The organism is Mycetocola sp. CAN_C7, from assembly GCF_015752285.1.
In the GTDB taxonomy this organism is placed as follows: Bacteria; Actinomycetota; Actinomycetes; order Actinomycetales; family Microbacteriaceae; genus Mycetocola_A.
The window spans coordinates 12,031-37,319 of record NZ_JADOUY010000009.1; the positions used below are offsets into that span (position 1 = coordinate 12,031).

The 25,289-nt window shown below is 62.5% G+C and carries 24 protein-coding genes and 1 pseudogene; 9 read left to right on the forward strand and 16 right to left on the reverse strand.

Annotated elements, in window-relative coordinates:
* Positions 1–8: 8 nt before the first annotated feature.
* The 5 genes from IWX78_RS15375 to IWX78_RS15395 form a co-directional block, all read right to left on the reverse strand.
* Positions 9–860: an ATP-binding cassette domain-containing protein gene (locus IWX78_RS15375; RefSeq protein WP_196834519.1), complete on the reverse strand. Its 852-nt coding sequence runs from the start codon at positions 858–860 to the stop codon at positions 9–11.
* The gene (locus tag IWX78_RS15380; protein WP_196834520.1) at positions 853–2,625 is read right to left on the reverse strand and encodes a dipeptide/oligopeptide/nickel ABC transporter permease/ATP-binding protein; all 1,773 of its coding nucleotides are present in this window, start codon (positions 2,623–2,625) and stop codon (positions 853–855) included. Before IWX78_RS15380 ends, IWX78_RS15375 begins: the two co-directional genes overlap by 8 nt.
* Entirely contained in the window at positions 2,622–3,563 is a 942-nt protein-coding gene (locus IWX78_RS15385; protein WP_196834521.1) for an ABC transporter permease, read from the reverse strand. The genes IWX78_RS15380 and IWX78_RS15385 overlap by 4 nt, the downstream gene beginning before the upstream one ends.
* Before the next feature lie 81 nt (positions 3,564–3,644).
* Positions 3,645–5,132: an ABC transporter substrate-binding protein gene (locus IWX78_RS15390; protein WP_196834522.1), complete on the reverse strand. Its 1,488-nt coding sequence runs from the start codon at positions 5,130–5,132 to the stop codon at positions 3,645–3,647.
* 78 nt (positions 5,133–5,210) lie between these two features.
* The gene (locus tag IWX78_RS15395) at positions 5,211–6,416 is read right to left on the reverse strand and encodes an ROK family protein (RefSeq protein ID WP_334684787.1); all 1,206 of its coding nucleotides are present in this window, start codon (positions 6,414–6,416) and stop codon (positions 5,211–5,213) included.
* A 584-nt stretch (positions 6,417–7,000) separates the two neighbouring features.
* Here IWX78_RS15395 and IWX78_RS15400 point away from each other — a divergent pair.
* Positions 7,001–7,654: a Mu transposase domain-containing protein gene (locus IWX78_RS15400; RefSeq protein WP_442929261.1), complete on the forward strand. Its 654-nt coding sequence runs from the start codon at positions 7,001–7,003 to the stop codon at positions 7,652–7,654.
* Positions 7,654–8,421, forward strand: coding sequence for an ATP-binding protein (locus IWX78_RS15405; protein ID WP_196834567.1), 768 nt, complete (start codon positions 7,654–7,656; stop codon positions 8,419–8,421). Before IWX78_RS15400 ends, IWX78_RS15405 begins: the two co-directional genes overlap by 1 nt.
* Positions 8,422–8,476: 55 nt before the next feature.
* On the opposite strand, the gene IWX78_RS15410 is transcribed toward IWX78_RS15405, so the two are convergent.
* The 4 genes from IWX78_RS15410 to IWX78_RS15425 all read right to left on the reverse strand — a co-directional run bounded on the left by IWX78_RS15410 (position 8,477) and on the right by IWX78_RS15425 (position 12,668).
* Entirely contained in the window at positions 8,477–8,710 is a 234-nt protein-coding gene (locus tag IWX78_RS15410) for a transposase (protein ID WP_196834524.1), read from the reverse strand.
* 338 nt (positions 8,711–9,048) lie between these two features.
* Positions 9,049–10,098, reverse strand: coding sequence for an ABC transporter ATP-binding protein (locus IWX78_RS15415; protein ID WP_196834525.1), 1,050 nt, complete (start codon positions 10,096–10,098; stop codon positions 9,049–9,051).
* On the reverse strand, positions 10,095–11,582 hold the full coding sequence (locus IWX78_RS15420; RefSeq protein ID WP_334684788.1) for an ABC transporter permease: 1,488 nt from the start codon (positions 11,580–11,582) through the stop codon (positions 10,095–10,097). Before IWX78_RS15420 ends, IWX78_RS15415 begins: the two co-directional genes overlap by 4 nt.
* Before the next feature lie 69 nt (positions 11,583–11,651).
* Complete coding sequence (locus tag IWX78_RS15425) at positions 11,652–12,668, reverse strand: iron ABC transporter substrate-binding protein (protein WP_196834526.1); 1,017 nt, start codon at positions 12,666–12,668, stop codon at positions 11,652–11,654.
* 315 nt (positions 12,669–12,983) lie between these two features.
* Here IWX78_RS15425 and IWX78_RS15430 point away from each other — a divergent pair, with 315 nt between their 5' ends.
* Positions 12,984–13,631, forward strand: a complete 648-nt coding sequence (locus IWX78_RS15430; RefSeq protein WP_196834527.1) for a recombinase family protein — start codon at positions 12,984–12,986, stop codon at positions 13,629–13,631.
* Entirely contained in the window at positions 13,628–13,834 is a 207-nt protein-coding gene (locus IWX78_RS15435; protein WP_196834528.1) for a hypothetical protein, read from the forward strand. Before IWX78_RS15430 ends, IWX78_RS15435 begins: the two co-directional genes overlap by 4 nt.
* Before the next feature lie 61 nt (positions 13,835–13,895).
* Here the strand turns inward: IWX78_RS15435 and IWX78_RS15440 are convergent, their stop codons facing one another.
* Positions 13,896–15,014, reverse strand: coding sequence for an ATP-binding protein (locus IWX78_RS15440; RefSeq protein WP_334684789.1), 1,119 nt, complete (start codon positions 15,012–15,014; stop codon positions 13,896–13,898).
* A 207-nt stretch (positions 15,015–15,221) separates the two neighbouring features.
* On the opposite strand from IWX78_RS15440, the pseudogene IWX78_RS16475 reads away from it, so the two are divergent.
* Positions 15,222–15,443, forward strand: a pseudogene (locus tag IWX78_RS16475) (IS30 family transposase); the annotation flags it as partial.
* Positions 15,444–15,489: 46 nt separating this feature from the next.
* Here the strand turns inward: IWX78_RS16475 and IWX78_RS15445 are convergent.
* Positions 15,490–16,737: an IS256 family transposase gene (locus IWX78_RS15445; RefSeq protein WP_196834529.1), complete on the reverse strand. Its 1,248-nt coding sequence runs from the start codon at positions 16,735–16,737 to the stop codon at positions 15,490–15,492.
* Positions 16,738–16,874: 137 nt separating this feature from the next.
* Here IWX78_RS15445 and IWX78_RS15450 point away from each other — a divergent pair, with 137 nt between their 5' ends.
* The gene (locus IWX78_RS15450; protein ID WP_196834530.1) at positions 16,875–17,441 is read left to right on the forward strand and encodes a hypothetical protein; all 567 of its coding nucleotides are present in this window, start codon (positions 16,875–16,877) and stop codon (positions 17,439–17,441) included.
* 57 nt (positions 17,442–17,498) lie between these two features.
* Here IWX78_RS15450 and IWX78_RS15455 read toward each other — a convergent pair whose 3' ends face one another.
* Entirely contained in the window at positions 17,499–17,795 is a 297-nt protein-coding gene (locus tag IWX78_RS15455; RefSeq protein ID WP_196834531.1) for a hypothetical protein, read from the reverse strand.
* Between the two features lie 276 nt (positions 17,796–18,071).
* On the opposite strand from IWX78_RS15455, the gene IWX78_RS15460 reads away from it, so the two are divergent.
* The 3 genes from IWX78_RS15460 to IWX78_RS15470 are packed head-to-tail and all read left to right on the forward strand — an operon-like array spanning position 18,072 to position 20,981.
* Complete coding sequence (locus IWX78_RS15460; protein ID WP_196834532.1) at positions 18,072–18,464, forward strand: plasmid mobilization protein; 393 nt, start codon at positions 18,072–18,074, stop codon at positions 18,462–18,464.
* 26 nt (positions 18,465–18,490) lie between these two features.
* Complete coding sequence (locus IWX78_RS15465) at positions 18,491–20,101, forward strand: relaxase/mobilization nuclease domain-containing protein (RefSeq protein WP_334684790.1); 1,611 nt, start codon at positions 18,491–18,493, stop codon at positions 20,099–20,101.
* 10 nt (positions 20,102–20,111) lie between these two features.
* Entirely contained in the window at positions 20,112–20,981 is an 870-nt protein-coding gene (locus IWX78_RS15470; RefSeq protein ID WP_196834534.1) for a hypothetical protein, read from the forward strand.
* A gap of 481 nt (positions 20,982–21,462) precedes the next feature.
* Here the strand turns inward: IWX78_RS15470 and IWX78_RS15475 are convergent, their stop codons facing one another.
* The 4 genes from IWX78_RS15475 to IWX78_RS15490 form a co-directional block, all read right to left on the reverse strand.
* A complete protein-coding gene (locus IWX78_RS15475; RefSeq protein WP_196834535.1) occupies positions 21,463–22,638 on the reverse strand; it encodes an AAA family ATPase in 1,176 nt (391 codons plus the stop codon).
* 114 nt (positions 22,639–22,752) lie between these two features.
* Entirely contained in the window at positions 22,753–23,454 is a 702-nt protein-coding gene (locus IWX78_RS15480; protein ID WP_196834536.1) for a cation transporter, read from the reverse strand.
* The gene (gene cmtR / locus IWX78_RS15485) at positions 23,433–23,786 is read right to left on the reverse strand and encodes a Cd(II)/Pb(II)-sensing metalloregulatory transcriptional regulator CmtR (RefSeq protein ID WP_196834537.1); all 354 of its coding nucleotides are present in this window, start codon (positions 23,784–23,786) and stop codon (positions 23,433–23,435) included. Before cmtR ends, IWX78_RS15480 begins: the two co-directional genes overlap by 22 nt.
* A 275-nt stretch (positions 23,787–24,061) precedes the next feature.
* Complete coding sequence (locus IWX78_RS15490; RefSeq protein WP_196834538.1) at positions 24,062–25,288, reverse strand: DUF6880 family protein; 1,227 nt, start codon at positions 25,286–25,288, stop codon at positions 24,062–24,064.
* Between the last annotated feature and the right edge of the window lies 1 nt (position 25,289).

The following is a 25,289-nucleotide window of genomic DNA, read 5'->3' on the forward strand; positions in this document are numbered from 1 at the left end:
TGTCTGAGTTAGAAGGTAGGAAGGGCGAGGTACTGGTTCCGCCGTTCCGCTTGGAGCGCGGGATCCGGAATCGGGGAGGCAAGCAACAACTTTTGGGTGTACGGGTGCGAAGGCTGAGAGGTAACGACCTCGCCCTCGCCTGACTCGACGATCTCGCCGCGGAGCATGACAGCGACCCGATGACTGATATAGCGAACGACCGAGAGATCATGGGAGATGAAAAGGTAGGCCACCCCGGTTCGTCGTTGTACGTCGATCAGGAGATCGAGCACGCGAGCTTGCGTTGAGAGGTCGAGTGCGCTCACGGGCTCGTCACACACAATGAGCTTGGGATCGAGCGCAAGCGCCCGAGCGATCGCGATGCGCTGTCGTTGCCCACCGGAGAAATCACGCGGGTACCGCACGCCGCTGTCGGCTGGCAGTCCGATGCGTTCCAGAAGGTCATCGATTCGGGCGGCTGCTTTCACGCGAGAGACGCCTTGAGCGGAAAGCGGCTCGCCAAGAATATCCGCGACGGTCATCGCCGGGTTCAGCGACGAGTATGGGTCCTGGAAGATCACTTGGATGTCACGGCTCAGATTGCCTCGGGTGCGGCGGTTGGCGTTCGAGATGTCGACATCGTTGAAGCGAATGGATCCGCTTTGCACCTCGGTCAGGCCGAGCACTGCGCGCCCGAGAGTGGTCTTTCCTGAGCCAGACTCGCCGACGAGGCCGAGCGTCTCGCCCGGTGCGATCTGCAATGACACGTCGTGGAGGGCGTGAAAGCCAGGGCGACGCCAGCCATGGCCGGGATAGACGACGTTGAGCCCATCAACTTCCAGGAGCGGCGCACTTGTGATTGCGGCAGCAGAATCAGCCACGGGTTACCTCCGTTTCGACACGCGTGGCCCGCGCGGGCAGGCCTTCCAACGAGGCTCCGAGCAGAGCCTTCGTGTAGCTGTGTTGGGGAGTGGCGAAGAGGCCGACGGCATCCTGCTGTTCGACAATCACCCCGGAGCGCATGACAGCGACCCTGTCGCAAATATCAGCTACCACGCCGAGGTTGTGGGTGACAAGAATCATTCCCATCTCGCGTTCCTGCTGGAGGCTGCGCAAGAGCGACAGGACCTCAGCCTGAACAGTCACATCGAGTGCCGTCGTTGGCTCGTCCGCTATCAACACGTCGGGGTCACACGACACCGCGCCGGCGATGAGTACTCGCTGGGCCATCCCCCCACTGATCTCATGCGGGTAAGACGCGAGCATGCGAGCCGGGTCCTGTATCCCTACCCGCTTCAGCAGCTGGATCGCTTTCGCTGTCGCTTCCTTCTTCGTCAGCCCCAACGAGTTCCGCATCGGACGGGTGAGTTGGGTGCCGATCGTGAACGACGGATCGAGGTTGGACATCGGTTCCTGCGGCACATACGCGATCCGTTTCCCGCGGAATGCCTGCATCTGCTTTTCCGACGCTCCAGCGATATTGTGTCCGTCGAACGTGAGCGCACTCGCGACGGTCTGTGCTCCACTCGGCAGGAGACCGAGGAGCGCGAAGACCGTCTGGGTCTTACCGGAGCCCGACTCTCCAACGAGACCGAGCACCTCACCGCGGGAGACCTGCAGGGACACGTCGTCCACCACCGTGGTGAAGGTCCCGTCCTCTTGGGGGTAACCCACAGTGAGGCCCTCGACGCTCAGCAAGGCCTCGCCACGACGAGCATCCTCTGCACGCGGTCCTCGCCGGTCTGCAGGGGCGACAACCGGGCGGACGGGTGTGCTCCTCTTCTCCCGTCTGACCGACTTTCGGCCGACCCCCAGGGTGTCCGCGAGTGCTGTGCCGAAGAGAGCAAGCGACATCACGGTGAGCCCGATGACCAAACCGGGGTAAATCACCAGTTGCGGTGCTCGTTGGAAGCTCTGGAAAGCCGTACTCAGTTCACCGCCCCAGCTGGGCCGGGAAGCATCGCCGAAACCCAGGAACTCCAGCCCTGACTGCACGATGATCGCCATTCCGAAGATGAACGAGATGCGCACGACAACCGGTCCGAGGACGACCGACAGAACATGACGGAATATGATGCGGAAGTCACTCAGCCCGGCAACGCGGGCGGCGTCGATGTACAGATCGTTGCGCACACCGACAACCGTGCTGCGCGTGAGCCGGAAAAGGTCAGGAGACGCCAGGACGCCAAGAGTGATCATGGTGGGTGCAAGACCACTGCCGAGGGAACTGATCACGACGATGATGATGAGTATCTCGGGCAGCGACATGAGCATGTTCGAGAACCAATTGGCGACATTGTCGAACCAGCGCGAGTAATAGCCCGCGATGAGACCGCTGGGGACGCCGACGAGAACTGCGGTCGTCACCATGATGAGGCCCGCCTGCAGGCTCACCTGCCCACCCCACAGAAGACGGCTGAGGATGTCACGGCCGTTGCCGTCGGTCCCCATGGGGTGATTGCCACTCGGGGGGCTGAGGGACTCGGAGAGGACAACCAAATTCGGGTCGTGCGGCGAGATGAATGGCGCGAAGACGCTTGCAAAAACGATCAGCACAAGCACCGAGCCGGAAACCACCCCGAGCGGGTTCCGGAGCACGGCGCGCCATGGCCGTACGCGCTGGCCGCGCAGAGACAGTGGGGTCATGAGATTCGCACCTTCGGGTTGATTGCCGCATAGAGGATGTCGATGGCCAGGTTGACAATGACGACGATGAGCACGGTGAAGAGCAACACGCCCATGATGACCTGGACATCGCTATTCCCTGACGCGTTGATGGCGACAGCGCCGATGCCCTGCAGGCCGAAAACGCGTTCGATGATGGCGGCGCCACTCATCGCTGCGATGAATTGCAACGAGAGCATCGTCAACGCCGGCGGAGATGCATTGCGGAGCACATGGCTGAGCACGATTGTGCGCGCGGGGAGACCGCGGCTTCGAAGTGTTCGGACGTAGTCCTGGCTCATCGTCGTGATCACCGAGTTTCGGAGCTGCTGGGCGATCGCCGCGATCGAACCTATGGAGAGTGATATGACAGGCAGCGTGATCGACAGCAGCCATCGAGACGGTGAATCGGTGATGTGGACGTACCCGGTTGCCGGGAACCATCCAAGGTTGACGGCGAAGAGGAGCGCCAGGATGATCGCCACCCAGAAGTTGGGGAGACTGAAGCCAAGCATGATTGCGATCTGCAAGCCGCGATCGAAGATGCCCGGCTTGAGGGCGGCAAGGAGACCGACGACCACTCCGAGAGTCGCGGCGACGAGGACCGCACCGAGGGCCAACGAAACCGTTACGGGAAGTCGCGTGACGATGAGGTCAATAACATTCACGTTCTGCGCGGACGATATCCCGAGATCGCCACGCAGGGCATTCGAGAGCCAGTCGAGGTATTGCTCGACGACGGGGCGGTTCAAGCCGAGTTGGATGCGTTTCGTCGCGACCTGGTCCGCCGTCGCGTAGAGGCCCAAAGCTCCGCGTGCGGGGTCCGACCCGGTCAACATCAGAAAAAAGAACATTCCCGTTACCACGGAGAGGGCGAGCAGCAACCCAACTGTGAGCCGACGCGCGATGTAGCTGATCATCGATGATCCGTCCCTATATAGGTGAGAGTGCAAGCTGGTGGACGGACCAAAATCGGTGCCGCCCACCAACTCGCACGAGCGCTAGTCTGCCGGTGCGAAGTTGCGAAGGCTCGGGAAGAGCTGAGCCTGCTGCATTGTCACGGCAATCTCCGGTGCCGACAGGTAGATGTTCTCCAGTGTTGCGATTGGAGCGAACCAGGCGTCTTCAACGAGGTGCGTGTTCAGTTCCTGATAAAGGTCAGCCTGCTCCTCGCCGTCAGTCTGCGGGATTTCTGCGATCAGACGTTCGACCGTTTCATCCGTATAACCGAAGTGGTTCCAGAGCGCGTCGGGAGTCAGCTTGTTGAGCACGTCCGTCCACGCCGGGATGTTGGTGGCGAACGAGAGCATGAACGCCGGCTGACCTGAGAGGGTCTCGAGGCCCCCGTTCGCGAACCCGTTCACGGGCACTTCTTCAACGGTGATTCCGACGTCGGAGAGATACTGAACCACGATCGGCACGAGTGGAGACATGAATCCTTCCGAGTATGAGATCGGGATAGAGAAGCCATCCGCGTAGCCGGCCTCTGCCAGGAGCTCTCGCGCCTTCACCGGGTCATACGGGTAACGCTTGTTGAGGTCGTCTACCCACGCCTGGCTCCCAGGGTTGAACGTCTGTGTCGAGACCTGCCCAAACCCGCCGTAGTGCGTTTCGAGGATGGCCTCGCGGTCGAGCGCATAGTTGATGGCCTGTCGCACCCTCTTGTCGCCGACCGCGGGAGACATTTCCCCTCCGCGATCCTGCAGGATGATGCCCTGCCATTCGCCCGGCACGGATTGCACCGTGAGACCCGCAGACTCCGCCTGGGGAACCATATCGGGGGTTCCGTACATGAACTGGATCTGGCCGGTCGTGAGTGCGTTATAGCGCGCGGTGAACTCCTCGTACGGTCGAATCTCGACGCTTTCGAACGGGTAGGCGTCGCTGTTCCAGTAATCTTCGCGCGCCGTGAATTTGTAGCTGACACCCTTCTCCGACGCCCCACTGTCGAGCAGGTAGGGGCCGGATCCAATCGGCTTGGTGGCGACGTCGCCAGACTCGATCGACCCCGGGCACACCATGAAGCCAAGGTACGTTGCGAGAGCCGCGAGAAGACCAGGGCTCGGCCTGTTCAGGAGGAGATTGACGTGCGTCGGATCAACGACCTCAACCTCCTCGATTGCTTTCGCGGCCTCTGAGGCGCTCCCAGCGCCTGCCTTGCGTGCTTCGAGGTTGACTTTCACAGCATCGGCGTCGAATTTTTCACCGTCGCTGAATGTCACGCCCTCTTTGAGGGTCAAACTCAACTCGGTAAGATCCTCGTTGTACGTGAATTCAGTGGCCAGATTTCCCTCGATCGCGGCATCCGGGGTCAGCCTGAGCAGAGGATCGTATACCGCCTCCGCATAGTGGATGACGGCCCCCTCTTTCATCTCACCCGGGTCCCAGGTCAAGACATCGCCGTTGTTGCCTACGACCAGCGATTCATCGGTCGCCTCTGATGGAGGCGTCCCGGCGCTACTACACCCGGTTAACACGAGCGCAGACACGATTGATACCGCGATGAGAGCGTCTTTGATGTGCACGATATTCCTTTCCACTTCGTCTTCCTCAGTCCCTAGACCGTTCTAGGAAATTCCAAGTTGTTCCCGCATGACCTGTGTCGCAGCGCCGCGCAACACGATGTCGTCTCCGAGAACTGTCATTCGTACAGGTACGTCGGGGGCCGCGATTGGGAGGGCGCGGCTGCGAACTGTCAGTCGCACTGCTTCGGAAAGCGGGCCATCGAGAATAAGATGCGGTCCGCTCAGGACAATCTCGGAGAGCTCAAGCGCAACGACGAGGGGAGCGAGGACGTTCCCGAGCGCTTTCCCTGCGTCGACAAGAACCTGATGGCGCGCCTCCGCGGTGGAGCTTGATTTGAGCGCCGTGTCGAGACGCGCGCTCGCGAGCACTGTTTCGAGGCAACCCTTCTTGCCGCATGTGCAGAGCAACGGTGTGCCGACCCCGCAGGCCACGTGGCCGATCTCACCGGCCGCTGAGCGGCTCCCGAAGAGCTGGGCGCCTCCGAGCAGCAGACCGGCGCCGACCTCATGACCGATGCGAACGAGGATCATGTCGTCGCTGCCGGATGCGTGGCTTCGTTCGGCCTGGACGGCGAGATTGGCGTCGTTCGCCACGCTCACGTGACAGGAGAAGCAGGCACCGAGAACGGCTTTGATATCAATGCCTTCCCAGCCAAGGCTCTGCGCGCGGATAACGGTGCCTGAAAACGTGACGGCACCCGGCGATCCGACGCCAATACCAAGCACAGGCGCGCTCAGCTGGCCGAAAAGAGTCTGAAGCAACTCAACCACGAGTGCGAGTGCTTCCTGTCCGCGTCGCCCCTCGATGGCAACGTCCGTACGATGGAGCACAGTCCCATTTGGGCCCATGACTGCGCCTCGAAACAGCGTCGAGTGACTAAGGTCGACGCAGATAATCTGGAAGGCTTCGATGTTGAACTCCAACATCATGGGCGGTTTTCCGCGTCTCGCCAGTTCTGGCGTACCCACCTCACAAAGCATTTCTTCCGAGAGCAGGTCCTCAACCACATGAGAGACAGAGACTTTGGTCAGCCCTGTAACGCGCGCCAGATCGGCGCGACTGTGCTTGCCCTCGCGAAAAAGAGTCTGGAGGATCAATGAGCGGTTGTGCAGGCGGGCCTCTTCGGGCAGCACCTTTGCATCAATCCTCCCACGGCCACGGGAGTCGCTCATGGGCAGCCAATCACGGCGCTCCGGTTCCACAACGCCCCTCGGACCGTCCGGCATCTTCGCCGATGTATTGCTCATCGCTTTAGTAAACAGCAATTACTAAAGCCATGAATAAAAAGTACACACTAGTTACATAACCGTTATGTAGCGCGTAACTCGGGCCATCGGAGACAGGTCCGCGGACGCCCCTGATCCTCGCCCTCGCCCTACACATGCCCCTTCGTGGACGGCCTCACCAGGTCACCGCCTGGTGCTAGCGATCCCGAGACGGTTGCCTGCCTGCGAGTGCGTAGTTCCTCGCCGAGTATCTGACGCGGGACTCCACTTCCGGACAACCCGACGACCTCGACCCATCAGACCCATAGGGGCGATGCGGAGCGGGTCGTGAACGCCAGATATCAGCAGCTTGCCGACCACTACCAGTGCGCGATCGTGCCAGCACGCGTGAAGCGTCCGCGAGATAAGGCGGCTGCCGAAAACGCGGTGAACGTCGTGAACAAACGCGTCATCGGTTACCTCGAGGACGATGTCTTCACGACCCTCGCCGAGTTGAATGCTGCAATCGAGGAGCGGGTGCGGGAGATCAACACGACATCCGCCGCGCGGACGATACGACCCGGTGGGAGAGGTTCGAAACCGAAGAGCGGGAGTTCCTCGAGCCGTTGCCGGACGCTGGGTTCGAGGACGTCTCGTGGAAGGAACTGAAGGCCGGCCGCAATTACCATGTCACCGCTGACACGCAACGGTATTCGGTGCCGTTCGCTCTGGCGGGCAGGCTGTTGCGGGTGAGGCTGACGTCGTCTCGGGTGACGGTCTTCGACGGGCACGAGAGCATCTGCGAACACCCCCGGCTGACCGGCCGCAAAGGCCAGTACTCGACCTTGCCGGAACACGTCCCGCCGCAGCACCGCAATATCGACGGGCTGTGGTCGAGGCGGTGGTTCACCGACCGGGCGCGCAGCGTCGGGCCGGCAACCGTCACGGTGATCGAGCAGATCCTCGATGGACAGGTGGTTGAGGCGCAGGGCTACCTGTCCTGCCAGAACATCCTGGACGGGCTCGGCAAAAACAACCGGGAACGGTTGGAGGCGGCCTGCCAGGAGCTCGTGAACCGCAGCGCCCATCCGACCTATACGACCTATACGACCCTGAAACGGTTGATGGCGGCGATCGATAGTGATGCGAAGAAGCCCCGGCCGCAGGTCCCGGCGGCCTCGACACGCAAACGCGTCAGCACCGTCGTTTTCCGCGAGACCATGCCAGACGTCTATGTTCGCGACGCCTCCCACTACGCACGCGACGAGGAGGGGAAGTGATGTTCACCAGCATCGATTACGACAAGTTCCGGTCCCTGCGCGTGACCCACGTCGCGACCCGGCTGGAAGAGCTCATCCAGGACGAAGCCAACGACACCCTCACCCCCGAGCAGCTGTTCCTCACCGCCGTCGACGACGCGTTGGAGTCCCGACGCATCAACAAGGTCGACAAACTCATCCGCCAGGCCGCCTTCCCGATCCCAGGAGCGACCGTCGCCGAGGTCGACTACCGCGACGGACGCGGGATCACCCCGGTCAGAAAGCGACGCTATGCCGCACATGACTGGCGCTCCGATGCGACGAACCTGCTCATCATCTCGCCCACCGGAGGCGGGAAAACCTACCTTGCCTGCGCGCTGGCCATCGGCGCCTGCCAGAGTGAGCACTCGGTTCTTTACTTCCGAATGGACGACCTCGCCCGAAGGCTCGTCATCGCCCGCGGCGACGGCATCGCCCACCAGAAACTGTTGAACGAGCTTTCCAACATCGACCTGCTCATCATCGATGACTTCCTCACCGTCGGCATCGACAGCGACGCCGCCAACGACCTGTTCGCGATCCTTGCGAACCGCGAACACCGGCTGCCAACGATGATTGCCTCGCAGACCGGGCCGACGCACTGGGTTGCCGAACTGCCCGACCGTGTCGCGGCGGACTCGATCGTGAACCGCCTCGCCAACAACGCCCGGATCATCAACCTCGGCCAGATCGACATGCGCCGACACCGCAACGACCAAGCCCGCGCCGCTGAGGCCTACTGGGAATAACACCGGAGCGGCCCGGGAACAAAGCCCGGGTCGCTACCACCTCGTCAGAACCGCGCTACCAACTACGTGGACTGGCGCTACCATCAAGCGCTACTCGCCACGTGACCCCAGGCTTCACGCCGGCGTCGACCTCGAACCGGCGTTGCCACAGCCGCAACGTCTCCGGGCTCATCCCGAGCATCCCCGCGACGTGACGGATCGCGGCCATCAGCGTCGGATGCTCCGGCCTGGCCTCCGCGAGCATCCGCAACGCCCGCTCACGCATCTCCGGCGAATACTTCCTGTTCATGATGTTCCATCCTTACTTTGAAGAACGGAACGAAAGTCAGGCCGATTCACCCTCGACGGCGGCTCCTACCGGCTCCGCAACCACGCCGCCCAATCCAACGAGCTCCGCCGCGTGACAACGGGCACAAACTTCCGCTAACCTAACCCCGCGACCTGGGGAGCTTCGATGAGCAAGACTGGGGAATTTCGCTGAGCGCCGTTACTGGGTTGAGACCGGCACCTACAACATGAGGGAGCACACGGCGCTGGCCAGCGCCTAATGGTCGGAAGAGTGCCCGTGGTGCTGAACCGCACGATTAGGTGGTGCTCAAAGCCTCAAAGCCTCAAAGCCTCAAAGCCTCAAATACTCGGATAAGCGACGCCGCCGCCAAGGACCGAGACGGTGACCTGGTCGCGGGGTGCCAGGCCTGCGGCGGTCGTCGCCGGAACGGGGACAACGATCCGCGTCCCGTCCGAGAGGCGCAGGGTGACCCGGGCGTACTGACCGGCCGGAAGAAAGGAGACGATCTCGGCGTTTGGCGCGTCTTGGTGTACGTTCACTGTTAGCTGGCTCGGGCGCAGCATGAGCGTGCGCCCACCCGTCGCTCCGGCAGTTCGGTCGTGCCACACGGGGACAACTCCAAGTGCGGTAAGTACGGAGGCCGGATGCGCACCGGCCTGCGCGTCGAGCAGCAGGGCATTACCGAGAAACGTTGCAAGCTCACGCGTGTCCGGTGCGTCAAAGACCAGGGACGGCGTTCCGAGCTGTTCGAGGTGCCCGGCCACGATAACGCCGACGCTGTCGCCGAAGGTGAGAGCCTCCTCGTGGTCATGAGTGACGAGGATGGTCGTGGTACCGGCCAGTTGAAGCGTATCGATCACAGCTTGCCGAGTCCGGGTCCGAAGCCCGGTGTCGAGGGCGCTGAAGGGTTCGTCGAGCAGGATCAATCGGGGCTGAGGCGCGAGTGCTCTCGCCAGGGAGACGCGCTGCTGTTGGCCGCCAGAGAGTTCGTGCGGGTAACGGTCGAGCAGGTCCGGGTTCAGGGCAGCAAGCTCAGCGACTTCGGTCACCCGTCCGTCGCGGGCAGCGCTGCGGGGGAGGCCGAAACGGATGTTCTGACGTGCGGTCAGGTGGGGAAAGAGGGCGCCGTCTTGGGCAACGTAGCCGATGCCGCGGCGATGGGCCGGTAGGTGCTCGGACGGGCTCGATAGCAAGGTGTTGCCCAGGCTGATGCTGCCCGCGTCGATGGTTGCGAATCCGGCGATGAGGCGCAGGAGGGTGCTTTTTCCACTTCCGGACGCGCCGACGAGCGCGAGCCGGGTGCCGGGCTGCAGGCTGAAGTTGATGTTGTGCAGTATCGGCTGGTTGCCGAGGGATTTACTTACGCCACTGAGCGTCAGGCTCGTCATGTCGGGAGCTTCTTCCGGGTGTTGGCGAACAGGATGGTGACCGCCGGGATTGAGAGCGCGATGAGGAGCACCGCATATGGGGCCGCATTCGAGTAGGCGGCGGAGGAGCTGACTGACCAGAACTGGGTGGCGAGCGTGCGCGTTCCGTTCGGCGCGAGTAGGAGGGTTGCGGTGAGCTCGTTGGCGCAGCCGAGGCCGACCAGCGCGGCCGCCGCGCCGATCGAGGGGGCCATGAGGGGGAAAGTGACGCGCATCCGTGACGTGAAGGGGCTCTTGCCCAGCGACTGGGCGGCTTGCTCGAGTTCCACGGGTACCTGCGCGAGTCCGCTGCGCATACTGACTAACGCCCGAGGGAGGAAGACAATGACATACGCAATGATCACCGTGGCCGGGGTCTGGTAGAGCGCCGGCACGAGGCGCAAGGTCACGGTTACTAGGGCCAGCGCGACGATGATCGTGGGCAAACTGCTCGCCAGATACATTGCGCCCTCAAGCACCCGGCTCAGGCGTCCCGAATGTCGCACGCTCAGCCACACCACGGGGAGGGCAATCAGGGTCGTGGCCACGGCGCCGCCGAGAGCGAAGAGGATGGTCTGCCCCAGCGCACCCGGCAGTTCGGGCTGAGCCCACGGCTGGCCGCGGCTGAGCCAGTGAATCAGGCTTGCGCCGGGTACGCCGAGCGCCGTGATGGCGAGCCCGGCAAGGGCGATCAGGGCTGGGACGGTGAATACGCCGAGGCTGGCGCGCGGAGCCGGCCGGGCGGCACCCGAGCCGACTCTCGCGTAGCGGCGGTGGCCGCGGGTGGAGGCCTCGGAGATGAGGAAGACCAGGCAGAGGCCGGTCAAGACGACTCCCAGGGCGCTGGCGGCCGGGCCGGCGAAGGTTGATTGGAACTGGGCGACGATCGCGGTGGTGAATGTGTCGAACCGGATCAGAGCGAACGCCCCGTATTCGGCCAAGAGATGTAGGACGACGATGAGAGCGCCGCCTGATATCGCGAGCCACAGCTGCGGTAACACGACCCGGACGAACACGACGAATGGGGAGAGACCGAGTGCCCTGGCCGACTCCTCGAGCGCGGGATCGAGGGTGCGCAGGGTGGCCAGGGCCGGGAGGTAGACCAGCGGGTAGTAGGCCAACACGGCGATCAGCACCCCACCGGCGAGACCCCCGATCGAAGGGATCGCGCTCACCCAGCCATAGCTGCTGACGAACGCAGGCACGGCGAGAGGCGCTGCCAGCACGATCGCCCATACCCGGCGGCCCGGCACGGTTGTGCGCTCCACCAGCCAGGCGCCGCCCACACCGAGCACCACGCAGATCGGAACGCCGATTAGAACCAGTAGCAGAGTGTTGGTGAGCAGTTCCAGCACCTTGGGCCGGAAGATCAGTGGTGCGAGGGCCGACCAGCCCACGTCGAATCCGACGGAGACGATGAAACCGACAGGCACGAGCATCCCGACGGCGATGATGCTTATGAGCACGGCCAACGCCACAGGGGGGCGCGACCTGTCGGTCGCACCCCCAAGCAGCGGGCGGATGGTGGTGCTCAGCTAGATCAGGCCTGCCTGCGTCATGAGGTCTGTGACTACCTTGTTGTTTAGTTTGCTGGGGTCGATTTTCGGGGCCTCGAGCGAGTCGAGGGTGGGCAGGGCTACGTTAGGGGCGACGTCACTGGCGATCGGGTACTCAAAGCTCGTGCCCGTTTGTAGGATGTCCTGACCGTTCTTGCTGGTGATGAATTTCAGAAACTCCTGGGCTGCAGCTTGTCTCTTGCTCGACTTGAGGACGCCGCCGCCGGAGATGCTGACGAACGCTCCCGGATCCTGGTTTTTGAAGTACGCGAGCTTGGTCTCGGCGCTGTTCTCCTGGGTGCCGGCCTGGTCGATGAACCAGTAATAGTGGTAAGTGATGCCCAGAGGAATCTCGCCGGCATTCACCGCCTTCATCACTGTGCTGTTGCTCTTGTAGGCAACCGAGTTATCCTTCATCGCCTTCAGCCACGCGAGAGTTTTGTCCTTACCCTCCTGCTCCAGCAGCGCCGAAACGATCGCCTGGAAGTCGGCGCCAGCAGGGGAGGCCGCCCAGCGGCCCATCCACTCCGGGTTCTGCAGGTCCAGCAACGACTGGGGCAACTGATCGGCAGCGATCTTGGCCGGATTGTAGACCATCACCGATGATCGAGCTGCGATGCCGGTCCACGTGCCCGTGGAGGGCTTGTATGCCTCGGGCACCTGCGCAAGCGTCCCAGCATCCACTTTCGCGAGGAGGCCGGCATTGTCGACGAGTGACATAGCCGGCGAGTTCTCGGTGAGGAATACGTCGGCGGGTGAAACGGTACCCTCCTGCACGAGCTGGTTTCCGAGCTCGGAGTCGTCGCCGTTGCGGAGGGTGACCGTGACGCCCGACTCCTTAGTGAAGGCGTCGGCCCAAGCCTGGGTGAGTTCTTCGTGCTGAGCATTATAAACGGTGATATTCGTTCCCGTGAGGGTGCCGCCCGTCGCGGAGGGTGATTGCGGAGCGGCGGCGGAGCATCCGGAGAGCGCGAGAGCGGCGGCGACAGCGGCCACGGCGAAAGTCAGTCGTCTCAAGGGGTTCTTTCGGTCGAGGTAAATGAACAAAGGTAAGGCTAACCTATTTTACCCGTCCAGACCTGAGCCGCCCCTGATTTCTTGCCGCCTTCTTTCTGCTGATTCGGATGTTCCCAAGAAACACCCAAGTCATTTGCTTCTCGTAACGGAGCCGTCCCAGTTCCTTGGTAGTGGAACGCTCTGTTATGGGTTTTGAGAATTCTGTGCCGGGTGGACCTTTGATATTCCAAAAGTCGGGTTCACGATGGTGTTTCATGGACCGGGTACGGATGTGACTTCCGGTACGTTCGGGTGATGGACATCGGTTACGCGCGCGTCTCGACGGCAAAGCAAGATCTCGATCGGCAGCTCGACGCCCTGGGCGCGATCGGAATCCCGTCGGGCCGGATCTATGTCGACAAGAAATCTGGAGCCACGACGAAGCGCCCGGGGCTGACGGCTGCGCTCGACTACGCGCGTGACGGTGACGTCATCGTTGTACACACCCTGGACCGTCTGGGTCGTACTGTGCGCGACACGCTGAACATGATCTACGAGCTGAAAGAGCGGGGCGTGGGGGTTCGGAACCTGGCTGATCCGATTCGGGTGGATTCGGCCAACCCGGAGGATCCTATGTCGCAACTCGCGGTGGTGATGCTTGCGTTGTTCGGTCAGATGGAACGCACTTATGCGATCGAACGCGCCGCCCATGCCCGAGCCGTTGCCGTCAGCAAGGGCCGGCAGGTGGGCAGGCCTTCCGTAGTCGACCCGACCAAGCTCGCCTATGCGGCGCACCTGCGGGACACCGGTCTGACGATGTCTGAGATCGTGGCCAAATCCGGTATCACACGGTCAAGCCTGTACCGGTATTTGCCTCCGCGTCCGCTTGATCAGCTGACAGCAGGGTTCGATGAGATCGGCGCTGAAGACTCAGCTCCAGAAGGAAGGAACATTGAATCGTGAACAGCGCCGATGACGCCATTTGGCCAGGAAAGTTGCCCCCTGAGGTCGAAGCTCTCGTCCTCGAAACTGTCGATATTGTGCGCGCACTTGATGACACCAGCCCCCGCGATATGACCCCGTTCTTTTATCAAAACGGATATGAACAGGTGAAGATGTCACTCGCTGAGCTGCTCAAAATCCTCGGACACAACCCGGAGAAGTGACTTCGTTTTGCCCGTCGGAGCATTTCAGCCTGCTCACCCATACGTGACCCAGTGCAGAGGACTACGGGAGGTTCGATTGACTCATCGAATCAGTGTGTTCCCGGAGGTATTCGCGCAGATGTGGGACTGCGAAGTCGGTCAGTCCACGGCCGGCGTCAACGATGATTCCGGCATCCAGTAGCCGGCGGCGGTATACACCGGCGTATTTGGTGGTTTCGCCCAGCCGGCGTGCGATGTCAGCGATTCGGGAGGGTCCTTCGTCTTCGGACATCTTCAGGAGGACGCTCCGGTCAACCGGGGAGAGGTCGGCCAATGCCGCTTGGAGCACTGTCGCGCCCAGGCGGCGGCGTGCTGCGTCGACACCGGCGGCTAGAGACTTGTCTGTCACGGTGTCTTCGACGGCGCGGCGCCACACGTGGTAGCCCACGAGTTGGATTAGAAATGGATATCCACCGGTGGCTTCTGCTGCCAGGTCGACCTGTGCCGGTTCGATTGTGACGCCCGTGTCTGCGAAGGTCCGGGCGAGAGCTTCGCGGACATCCTGCAGAGGAACTCCGGTGAGGTCGATCCGGTCCGCGCGCCGGAGAAAAGTGGACACGTCTTCGTTGAGCAGGTCGGCGACGGCTTTGGGAATTCCGGCCATGAGTAGGCCGATCGGCAAGTCTTCACGGATGAGGTGCTGCACGATTGCAGCGAGTTCGGTGAGGTCTTCGCGGTCAACAGCGTGGATCTCATCGACCGTGATCAGAAGTCCGGTGTCGTGGCCGGCAAGGCGGAAGAGTAGCGCGGTGGCACGCTCACGTAAACCGGTGGGACGAGTCGGCGGCAGTTGGGTGGTGACTCCGAACCCGGCGGCTGCGACGGCCGTGACGCGGCGGGAGGGTTTGCCGTCGCCGAGCTCCTCAAGGCGGCCTTGGATGGAGTCGGCCAGCCGGCTGATGAGGCCTTTGGTGGCTGTTTCGGAGATAACGACCCAGCCCTGTTCGCGCGCCAGCGCTTCGGCTTCGGTCAGCATGACTGTCTTGCCCACGCCTCGGGGGCCCGTGAAGATGGTCAGTAGGCCAGGCGAGCCGGGGCCGTCCTCGAGCCCCTCACGGAAGCTATCCAGAGCATCATTGCGGCCAACAAGCAGGGGTGGTCTTGCCCCGGCGGTCGGTTTGAACGGGTTCCGCATGACCATCCCTTTATCCTCGTTTAGCTTCTTTATCCTTTATAGCCAGAGTACAAGGCGGACGGGGACGCAGCCCCGTTTATCTTCTTTATCCATGACGACAGGTGGCCAGCCGCCACAACCCACGCCAGCCAGCCGATTTCAAGTGTCTCGAAACTAACGACCGGCGAGTTCAGGTGGTGAGCGCAACACTCTGAGTTCTGTGGGGTGTTATCAATGGGTCGACCGTGGTCGCCGTTGGGTGTTCGTTTGGCGTTCTGGGAAGGGCTCGACGCAGGGCTATCGGTAGCCGCATCGGCGCGGGCCGCGGGGGTGTCGCGTCCAACTGCGTATCGATGGCTGAGCGACCATCGGAAAGTGCTATCGCCTCCAGTTCAGGATTTCAGTGTTCCCCGCGCGGGTCTCTTATCGTTGCGTGAGCGGGAAGAGATCGGCTGGTCAAGTCCCTGTTAGTGGTGTAGCGGTGTCTCCTTCGATTTGAGGGTTAGGCGCTGAGTTCGAGGGCGGTTTCGGTGATCACCTCGGTTCCGATGTTCGGGACGAGTGTGAGTCGGGACTTGGCGAGGATGTCGAGTCCGAGGTAGCGGCGTCCTTCGGTCCATTCGTCGGTTTGCTCTGCCAGGACCGCGCCGACGAGGCGGATGATGGTGTCCCGGTTGGGGAAGATCCCGACGGAGTCAGTGCGGCGGCGGATCTCGCGGTTCAGTCGTTCGTTCGGGTTGTTCGACCAGATCTGCTGCCAGAGTCCTTCCGGGAACCCGGTGAAGGCGAGGATGTCACCGCGAGCAGCATCGAGGTGTTCATGGGCTTCGGGGAGTTTGCCGTCGACGTAGTCCAGGAGCCGGTCGAACTGGGCGTTCACCGCTTCAGCGTCGGGTTGGTCGTAAACACTGTGGGGCATCGCCTTCACGGCCGGCCACATGGTTTTCGGTGTCACCGGCATTAAGTTCGCTGCGTAGTGGGTGCGGCATCTTTGCCAGTTCGCTCCGGGCAGGTTCGCGGCGATCGCTTCGACCAAGCCTTGGTGGGCGTCTGAGGTGACGAGTCGAACACCGGTGAGGCCGCGGGCGACGAGGTCAGCGAAGAACGAGTTCCAGGCAGCTCCGGTCTCCGATGTTGCGACCCGGACACCGAGGACTTCGCGGCGCCCATCAGCGTTGACGCCGGTCGCGACGAGCACGACAGCGTTAATGACCCGGCCTCCTTCGCGGACCTTCATGGTGAGGGCATCGGCTGCGACGAAGGTGAACGGCCCGGCATCTCCGAGAGGGCGGTGACGGAACTCGTTGACGTTCTCGTCGAGGTCAGCTGCCATCCGAGACACCTGCGACTTCGACAAACTGTTGATGCCGAGGGTCTTCACGAGCTTGTCCATCCGACGTGTGGAAACACCGGCGAGATAGCAGTCGGCAACCACCGTGATCATCGCCGCCTCGGATCGTTTCCGGCGTTCCAGCAACCATTCTGGGAAATAGGTTCCCGAGCGCAGCTTCGGGACCGCGACATCGATGCTGCCGACACGGGTATCGAGCTGTCGGTGGCGGTAACCATTTCGTTGCGTCACCCGATCTGGGGAAGGCTGGCCCCATTCGGCGCCGGCGACCGCATCAGCGTCAGCCGAGAGGAGAGCGTTGATCATGGTCTGCAGCAGACTGCGCATCAAATCCGGCGACGCATCGCCAAGAGCTTCGGTAAGGAGTCCGGCAGGGTCGACAATATGTGGAGCGGTCATCGTGTTGATGCCTTTCGAGTGGGATGTCAGATATTCCTCGAAGGATCACACGGTGACCGCGCCCACGTCGTCACCGACGCGGCAGGTCACCATGCGTTACACCACTATGCGGGACTCCACTGTTCCTCGAACGGATCTTGCCGGAAGTACTGGCAGAACAAGATCCTCAATTCACGCAACTGCCCGGTGCCGAACAGCTCCTGCGAGATCTTGGCATAGCCGCTATGGCATGGTCGGTTCTGGGCTCCGAGAACGACCCCGCGATCCGCTCCTATCCAGGGAGAGAAGATGCGTACGTCGAAGTCTTTGGTGAATTCACTTGGAACGTCTTGCGCTTCCCTGGGGGCTCCCTCGTGCTCGGTGACCGTCTCGTCGGCACCTACGGTCAAAGCCAACACGCGACCGGTGAAACCAATGTCGCCGCTAGCCGTTACGGCAGCGAAGGACTCTATACATGCGACCGAGTGACCGTGCCCCTTACTTCCCGAACCGGGCTGCTGCTTTCGCGCGCAGGACGCACCCAGTCGCTGAACCCGATCGCCTTTAACCGCGCCACAATTCTGAACAGTAAGACGTTCATCGCCCGGCACCCGTCGTGGCAGGACAATGCCGGCGACCTCGTTGTTGCTGCCGCGAAAAAACAGATTGCGCAAGTAGAGGCAAACCTCGGACTACGCAGATCCGCGTCGAGGGAGCGGGCATAGAAAAGAGGCGGCACATTTCAGATTGCTGCCGCCTCTAACACTCCCCTACGCCGACGGTTACTCGTCGTTGCGAGCACCGCCCGCTGACGATTGCGAGGCGGACTTGGTTCGTCGCGTTCTGGGCTTCTTTTCCGCGTCGGAGAATCCGATTTTGCGCAGCTCATCAACTGTCCATCCGGCGGCTACCGCTGCTCCATGAACACGCGTGTACTCGCGCTCCGCGTCCGCTGCCCGCTCGCGTGCATCGCTCACTTCCTGATTGGACTGTGCGAGAACCCGAACCGCCTCAATCTTGCTGTCCTGCAATGCCCGTGCGCGTTCAATTGCTTCTTCCGCGGTTGGATTTTTCGCCATCGTATTTCCCCTCGTCGTGGCTTCCTTGGTCTATCAGCTGATGTTTCATCGCTAGCCCCAGTTTTGCATCTAGCGGAGGATCGAACAGGGTTCGATCCCATCCCGACAATTTCAAGTTGTGAGTATCAAAGTACCAGCGCTCTGCGGAGCAAGCTATAGAGTTAGGTGTCCTAACTCGCTTGTGCTCCTAGACGCGCCGCGTCGTTGTCGGCATACTTGACGTATGGTCCCCGAGTTCTCGGGTTCGCTGCGCTGGGCTAGGAGGGGCGGGACGACGTGACAGACAAGAACGAACGGCGTCTGTTCGGTCGCCAGAGGCGCGCGAATTCGGACGAGCCGCGGGAGCGTCGTTACAACGTGAGGGTGAGTGCGGAAGAGGACGTCCAGTTGCGTGCTCGGGCGGTTGTTGCGCGGGTGACTGTTCCGCGGCTGTTGGTTGAGTCTGCGATGAACGCACACATTGAGACCGACACCGATCGCAAGGAAGTTATCGCGGAGGTGTTTGCGATTCGTCGGCTGATGGCGAACGTTGCGAACAACGTGAACCAGCTCGCACGGTTTGCCAATACGGAGAGTACGTTTCCTGCCGAGGCGGAAGCGATCGTGCAGGAGTACCGCGCACTCGTCCCACGGCTCAGCGCGGCACTGGACAGGCTCGATCAGTCATGATGCCGAACGTTACGCGCGGGAACGAGATGACCGGTCTTATGGTCTACCTCGCTGGCGAGGGGCGACACAACGAGCACCAGGAGCAGCACTTGGTGGCGGGCGATTCGGCCATCGTGACGATGTACGGATTCGACCAGTTGGATAAGGCAACGGCGCTCAAGATCGCTCACGACCTCGATGAGCCGCGGACACGGCTTGGGGTCAACGTGACCAGGACGGCACGCCTCACTGACCCGGAAACCGGTGTCGTGTCAACGACGCGGGTAGACGCCAATGTGTGGCATTGCTCGCTCTCACTGCGCGCCGAGGAAGGCCAGCTGAGTGACGAGAAGTGGGGCGCGATCGCCCAGGGCTTCGCGGACCGGATGGGCTTCACCGAAGACAGCGGAAAGGCACCGTGCCGATGGGTCGCGGTTCGTCACGGACTGTCCACGAACGGCAATGACCACGTGCACATCGCGGTGTCTCTGGTACGCGAGGACGGCACCAAGGCGACAACCCACAACGACTTCGCCAAGGCGCAGAAGGTTTGCCGCGATCTTGAGCGTGACTACGGGCTGGAGCAGCTGGAGAGCCGGGAAACAGGTTTGGGGGAGCGGGGTGTGAAGCCCGCGGAGCGTGCTCGCCAGGAGCGCACCGGGGCCGTCGAGGTCGACGCCCACCGGCTCGAACGCACCGTCCGCGCCGCCGCTACTGCGTCGGTCGACGAGGGCGAGTTTGTTCGCCGGCTACGACGCGGCGGGGTACTGATCCGACCCCGTTTCGCCGCTGGACGCGACGATGTTGTGGCCGGCTATTCGGTCGCTCTCCGACCCCCTCAGGGCGCCACGCCGATCTGGTACGGCGGCGGTCGACTCGCCCGTGACCTCACGTTGCCACGACTGCGCGAGGGATGGCCGGACGCACCCGCCACAGCACAGGCGGCGGCCGATGAGTGGCGCGCCACCAGCAAGAACCCATGGCAGTACCGACCGGTTGCACCGGGCCGCGAGGAAACCACCCCGGACCCGCAACTGTGGAAGCAGTACACCGACGAGCTGGCGCAGCTCCGCAAGCAGCTGAGGGACGTTCCAGTTACCGACCGGGCGACGTGGGCCCACGTTGCCCGCGAGACTTCTGGAGCGTTCGCGGCATGGTCACAGCGGGTGGAGGTGACGCCTGGACCTCTCGCTGAGACTTCCCGCGAGCTGGCACGCAGCGCACACCTCAGGGCTCACCAGTCGAAGCCGAAACCAGCGCAGCTCGGCTCCGCAGCGAACGCCGCAATGATTCTCATGCAGGCTGCCAGTGGCGGGCGCGGAACCATGGCGGAAGCCATCATGCTCCGCCAGCTCGGCCGTGTCACCGTCGCGATCCTCGACGCTCACACCGCAGCCGGCGACGCGCGCCGAGCCGAACAGCTGACGGCGATGATGCACAGCAAGTTCGCTCAGGTGCAGCAGAGCTTGCCGGAGATCCCGTCGACAACGACCCGGGCCGACGGTCGCGTGATGACTTCCGAGAACGAGGCCATGCGCCGCGCGACGGACGGACTTGCAGCGCCCGGCACCGGCTCACCGCTGCCAAACAAGCTGCACCCGAACAAACACAAGACACCAGCCACGCCACGCGAGCGTGACGGTCACGGAAGAGAATAGGGGACCAAACATGGCCGACGAAACAGACGGAGTGGGTGAAACGTTCGACGACTCGCTGCGCATCGCTCTCACAGTGGCATCGCAGTTCGGAGGGCGAATCTCCCGACTGCGCGAGCAGATGAGTCACACGCGAGAGGCCGCCGCACAGCAGGAGTACCGCGAGCTCGAGAACCGGTTTGAGGCAGAACGCGGCGCAGCCCGGGCAAGCCTCGAACCGGTGCGGCGCGCCGAGTGGTGGGACAGCGCGAAGGTCGACGATATTGCCCTGGTCCACGAGACAGCGACCGTGTGGCGTGACCACGACGACGTCGCACGGGACGCCGGCGACACGATCCGTCGGGAGGTGCAGGACCGCTACGGCATCGACGTCGACGCACCGGGCGGAGATCCCGCTCAGGTAGCCGCGGCGTTGCGCGAAGCCGAGCAGGCCCGCGCTGACGCCCGCGCCGAGCGAGAGCGTTCAGCGGAAGAACTCACTGCCAGCCAGATCCTCTTCGCCAACGCTGAAAGGCGAGAGCGCGAGGCTCAGGAACAGTCGGAGAGGGCTTGGAACTCCGGCGACGTCGACGGTGCCGATATCGCAGACTTCAATGAGTTCGCGGAGCGGGAGGCCGACTGGAAGCAAGCCGGCGACGGAGTCAACGAGCGCAGCGCCAGCGCTCAGGAGTACGACAGCTCCGAACGCCGTCAGAAGTTCGCTAGCAGTCTTGAAGAAAAGGGCATCGCGGAAGAATCGATTGCTGCCCGTATCCTCGCCGACGGTGAGAACGCGAAACACCCCCGGGAAGCAGTGACGACGACGCCGAGAAAAACGTCGAAACACCGGTGGAGTGCTCCGTCAGCTGTGCAGCACCGCGAGCGCGGCGGCCTCAGCCGCTGATGGCCACACAGAAGCGGTGGAAAACCGCTCGCCGGGCTCGTCGAGAGCTGAACGCGGCTACGACGTTCGGGAGCCTCGTTCCTTGGATGCCCGCCGAGCTGCCCGCTGACGCGCAACCGTACTGGCCGGCTAAGTCGGAGTGGCCAACAGTAGAAGAGGTAGAGAGCTTTGTTCGGGCAACGCGGAAGAAGCCTCACGTGCGTCTCGCCATACTGACGGGATTGCGACGCTACTCAGAACCTGGGACCGCACAGATGCTCGTTGCGATCGGCTCCGTCGTCGTATCCATCATCGCAGTCGTTTTAGGAGTCGCGGCCCTCAACCCGCTACTTCACGCAGGAGCAATCGGTGCAGCCTTGCTGTACGTCGTCATGGTGGCCTTTGGGATAGGTCTCGCGCTTCGAGTCGACGAGCGCCGCAAGGCTGCCTCTGTTTGGCTCACGGCTTTCGAGCGCAGAATTCGTTAGCTTCCTGGCCGAGGTCAGTCTTGGAGTTGGCGTCGAACGAAGTCATCCATGTTGGGGACGGTGAACGAAACCAGCCCTCGGTCCGGTACATAGATGATTCCCTTTTCGATGAGCGATTGACGGACGGGGCTCAGGCTTTGCGGCTTGGTCTTGAGGCGGCTCGCGAGTTCGGAAGTTTGTGACGGTTTGCCGGCGTCCTGCGCCATGGCGGCCAGGTAGTTGCGTTCACCGGGCGTAGCCCGGTCCCAGCGAGCGGGAAAGAACCCCATGTCGAGTTCCTCGTTCCCGCGTTGTATTGCAGCTGTCGCGTCATCTTCGGTGATCCGTCGATCAAGGGCGAGTTCCCACGCAGCTTGCCCGTACGTCTGTAGGTAGTACGGATACCCCCCGGAAGAACGGACAATCATTTCAGCGGCTTCAACGTCGTACTCCGCACCTTGTCTTTTGGCGGGCACTACGAGCGCATCGGTGGCGGACTTCTCATCAAGGGCGCCGATCTCCCGGTAGCTGAACAGCCGTTCCGCATAGGAACGGGCTGCGCTTAACGTGGACGGCAAGTTGGGAAGACCAGCGCCGATAACAAAGAAAGGCCATCCGCGCTGGCCGGCACGGTGCTGCGCTGACAGAAGCGCTGTGAGCAGTTCGGGCTCCAGATCTTGCATTTCATCGATGAAGAGACCGAACGCTGAATCCTTCTCTTTCAGCGCTGGCACAAGGTCCTCGATCAGCTCTTCGAAGTCGACCTCGATACGGCCTGAATCGGCACGCCCCACAGCAGGTTCGATACCCAACTCCAAAGAAGCGCCACCAAAAGAGATCCCAAACGAACGGATGGTCGACAGTGCCTGTTTGACCTTTTCTGTCATGCCCCTGCCGCGGTATAGCCGTCGTGCCGCAAGGGCAAGCTCGCGCGCTAGCTTGCGGCGAACGGCCTCTTGCCCGGACTCAGACGCCTGACCTTCAAGATCCACTATCAGCCACTCGGCACGGTCGGCCTGATCGCGGAACTGATTCAACAGAACAGTCTTGCCCACACCCCGAAGGCCGTGAAGCACGATCGCTCGAGAATGGCGTCCTCCTCGATTCCTTGCAACAAGGAGGTCGAACGCATCGATCTCGTCCTGGCGTCCCACGAGATGCGGGGGAATGAGCCCGGAGCCCGGAGAATAGGGGTTGAGTTCAGACAACATATTGGGAAGTCTACCCGCATATTATCAAATTCGAATACTTCGGTAGACAAAGCTAGAGTCTAGGACTTCCGGTCCACTGGCCTCGCTGATGTCGTTCCGTCGGTCTCGTCGTCGTTAGCCGTGGTGATGCGGATGTTCGTCAACGTGGTCCTCGTCGTCGAGAAGCATGCCAACTGACGTGGCGCAGGCGTCGCCTTTCCAAGCTTCGAGGCCTTCCCGGATAGCGAAGACGACGATGACCATGGCGGCGATGGGGTCGGCCCACCACCAACCGAACAGAGTGTTCAGCAGCAGGCCAATGAGCACGGCGGCTGAGAGGTAGGTGCAGATCAGTGTCTGTTTCGAGTCCGCGACGGCGGTCGCGGAGCCGAGCTCGCGCCCGCTGCGTCGTTCCGCGAGGGAGAGGAACGGCATGATCACCACGCTTAGCGCGGTGAGGACGGTTCCGACGGTGCTGTGCTCGATGTCGACCGCCCTGGTGAGGGTCAGGACAGCGCTGGCGCCGACATAGAGAGCGAGCGCGAAGAACGCGAGAGCGATGACGCGGAGGGTGCCTTTCTCCCAGCGTTCGGGTTCTTTTCGGGTGAATTGCCATGCGACGGCGGCGGCGGAGAGGACCTCGATGGTGGAGTCGAGGCCGAAGCCGATGAGGGCGCCGGATGAGGCGGCGGTGCCAGCTGCGATCGCGATGACGGCTTCGATCAGGTTGTAGCCGATCGTGATGGCGACGATCAGGCGGATGCGCTTCTGCAGGAGCGCTTTTCGCTCGTGGTTCGGGCGTTCTGTTGTGGTGGTCACTGGCCGGCCTCGCAGCATCCGGGGATGGTGCAGGCGGTGTCGTTGCAGGGGGCGGAGGCATCGACGGCGAGCACGACTCCGACCAGGTCGTTGAGCGCTTTCGCGAGGTGCGCGTCGGCGATCTCGTAGCGGTTCTGCCGGCCCTCGGGTTCGGCGACGACGATGCCGCAGTCGCGCAGGCAGGTGAGGTGGTTCGAGACGTTCTGCCGGGTGAGCTCAAGCTTCTCGGCGATCACTGCGGGGTAGGCGGGTTCGTCTAGCAGCATCATCAGGATGCGGGAGCGGGTCGGGTCGGCCATGGCGCGGCCGAGTCGGTTCATGACGTCAAGTCGGGTGCTTATCGTGAGCATGACCCCGATAATACAGTGTCGGCTGTATTAAGAAGTGGGGGGGGGGGGGGCACCGTAGTGGGTAGAGCGTCGGGAGAAGTAGTGCCAGATCAGACCGGATTTCCCTCGCGCACGGGCTGCGATCCCCGGAGGTATCGCCTGCTCAAAAGGGACCTGACGGGGGCGTCGGATCGCACGCAGGGGAGCGCTGTTCTGCAAATTCTGCAATAGGCGCATTACATGTGGTGCCCCGGCGGATTCATCACCGGCGAGTTCGGGGCTGTGGTGGGGGAGAGTCAGGGTAGCTTTGCGCGGTCGAATTCCTGTTGGAGGCGTGGGCGACGGCGGTGTGTGTCGCGCAACTGACGAATGAACGCGTCGATGTCTTCTGCCTCGTCGGTGCCGCTGGCGAGGCGGCGCATGTTAGCCAGGCGCCGGGCGGCGTCACGGTAATTGGCAGCGCCGGCTTCGGTGAGGGTGTTTTCGACGAGTCGACGGTGCGTGGGGAGCACGGCGATCGGATCGATGGTTTCGTAGGTTTTGATGAGGTGGTCCCAGGTGTGATCGCTGGTTAGGTCGAGGTCGTGGGCGAGTTTCCAGGCTTGGCGTGGGTCGTTGAGGGTTCCGAGGGCGAATGTGACTGCGTCGGCTGGATTGGCGACGAGTGCTTGTGCGACAAGGGTTTCATGTTCGGGCCATGCTGCTCCCGCGGCGGTGTGGAGTCGTGACGCGTTTAGCGCTGTCGGCCATCTGTGGAATACGTATGTCCGGGTATCGAGCAACTGGTTTGGGCGATTGATCTGGATGAGGGTGCACCAGTATTCGGCTGCGCGTTGCGATTGGTGTCCGTAGTCGAAGTCAGTGGCCTGTTTTGCCCAGTCGAGAGCCAGATCGATGTCACCGATCTCATCGAAGGCTTTCGCGGTGTCGTGCAGCCAGGCTGTGACCTTGCGGTCCCGGGCGTGGGTGCGAATGATGGCGTCGATGTCCCGGTCGAGGACCGCGAGGCGACGGTCGTTCCAGTCGAGCACCCAGCGTTCGTGGCGGTCGGGGTCTTGCCAGGTATCCGCGTCTGGCGACGGACCGAGTCGATTCCGGATCATGTCCAGACGGGTCCGGTAGTCCTGCAGGCCTCTGTTGCCGAGAGCGGGTGCGTAGGCGACCGGATCGAGTTCGAAGTAGTCCACGTCGCTGTCGAATTGGAATGTCATCATCCAGGGGACGAGCCGCGCAGGCGGAATCCCGGCGGCAGCCGCGAGTTGGGGGTGGAGGGCGAGGAGCCTCAGGCATGCGTCGCCGATGATGCCGCCGGAGTCATCCGCTCGGCCGATCACTTTGAGAGCACTGGTGAGTGCCTTATGGGTGACGGTGTAGGCCTCGGCCGGTTCAGTCGTGGGGATCGCTGCTTCGAGGAGGTCTATCGCTTCGTGCATTTGGCGGCCGTGCTCGTTCGCGGATTCCCATCGGTGCAGGTCGATGCGGGAGCGGATAAGTGGGAGCACGGTGTTGGAAAGTGCGGCCATG

Excerpts from the sequence above, each read along its gene's own strand:
- IWX78_RS15380 (WP_196834520.1), bottom strand. The coding sequence starts at position 2,625 with ATGACCCCACTGTCTCTGCGCGGCCAGCGCGTACGGCCATGGCGCGCC.
- IWX78_RS15385 (WP_196834521.1), bottom strand. The coding sequence starts at position 3,563 with ATGATCAGCTACATCGCGCGTCGGCTCACAGTTGGGTTGCTGCTCGCC.
- IWX78_RS15395 (WP_334684787.1), bottom strand. The coding sequence starts at position 6,416 with ATGAGCAATACATCGGCGAAGATGCCGGACGGTCCGAGGGGCGTTGTG.
- IWX78_RS15405 (WP_196834567.1), top strand. The coding sequence starts at position 7,654 with ATGTTCACCAGCATCGATTACGACAAGTTCCGGTCCCTGCGCGTGACC.
- IWX78_RS15410 (WP_196834524.1), bottom strand. The coding sequence starts at position 8,710 with ATGAACAGGAAGTATTCGCCGGAGATGCGTGAGCGGGCGTTGCGGATG.
- IWX78_RS15415 (WP_196834525.1), bottom strand. The coding sequence starts at position 10,098 with ATGACGAGCCTGACGCTCAGTGGCGTAAGTAAATCCCTCGGCAACCAG.
- IWX78_RS15430 (WP_196834527.1), top strand. The coding sequence starts at position 12,984 with ATGGACATCGGTTACGCGCGCGTCTCGACGGCAAAGCAAGATCTCGAT.
- IWX78_RS15440 (WP_334684789.1), bottom strand. The coding sequence starts at position 15,014 with ATGGTCATGCGGAACCCGTTCAAACCGACCGCCGGGGCAAGACCACCC.
- IWX78_RS15445 (WP_196834529.1), bottom strand. The coding sequence starts at position 16,737 with ATGACCGCTCCACATATTGTCGACCCTGCCGGACTCCTTACCGAAGCT.
- IWX78_RS15455 (WP_196834531.1), bottom strand. The coding sequence starts at position 17,795 with ATGGCGAAAAATCCAACCGCGGAAGAAGCAATTGAACGCGCACGGGCA.
- IWX78_RS15465 (WP_334684790.1), top strand. The coding sequence starts at position 18,491 with ATGACCGGTCTTATGGTCTACCTCGCTGGCGAGGGGCGACACAACGAG.
- IWX78_RS15470 (WP_196834534.1), top strand. The coding sequence starts at position 20,112 with ATGGCCGACGAAACAGACGGAGTGGGTGAAACGTTCGACGACTCGCTG.
- IWX78_RS15475 (WP_196834535.1), bottom strand. The coding sequence starts at position 22,638 with ATGTTGTCTGAACTCAACCCCTATTCTCCGGGCTCCGGGCTCATTCCC.
- IWX78_RS15480 (WP_196834536.1), bottom strand. The coding sequence starts at position 23,454 with ATGCTGCGAGGCCGGCCAGTGACCACCACAACAGAACGCCCGAACCAC.
- cmtR (WP_196834537.1), bottom strand. The coding sequence starts at position 23,786 with ATGCTCACGATAAGCACCCGACTTGACGTCATGAACCGACTCGGCCGC.
- IWX78_RS15490 (WP_196834538.1), bottom strand. The coding sequence starts at position 25,288 with ATGGCCGCACTTTCCAACACCGTGCTCCCACTTATCCGCTCCCGCATC.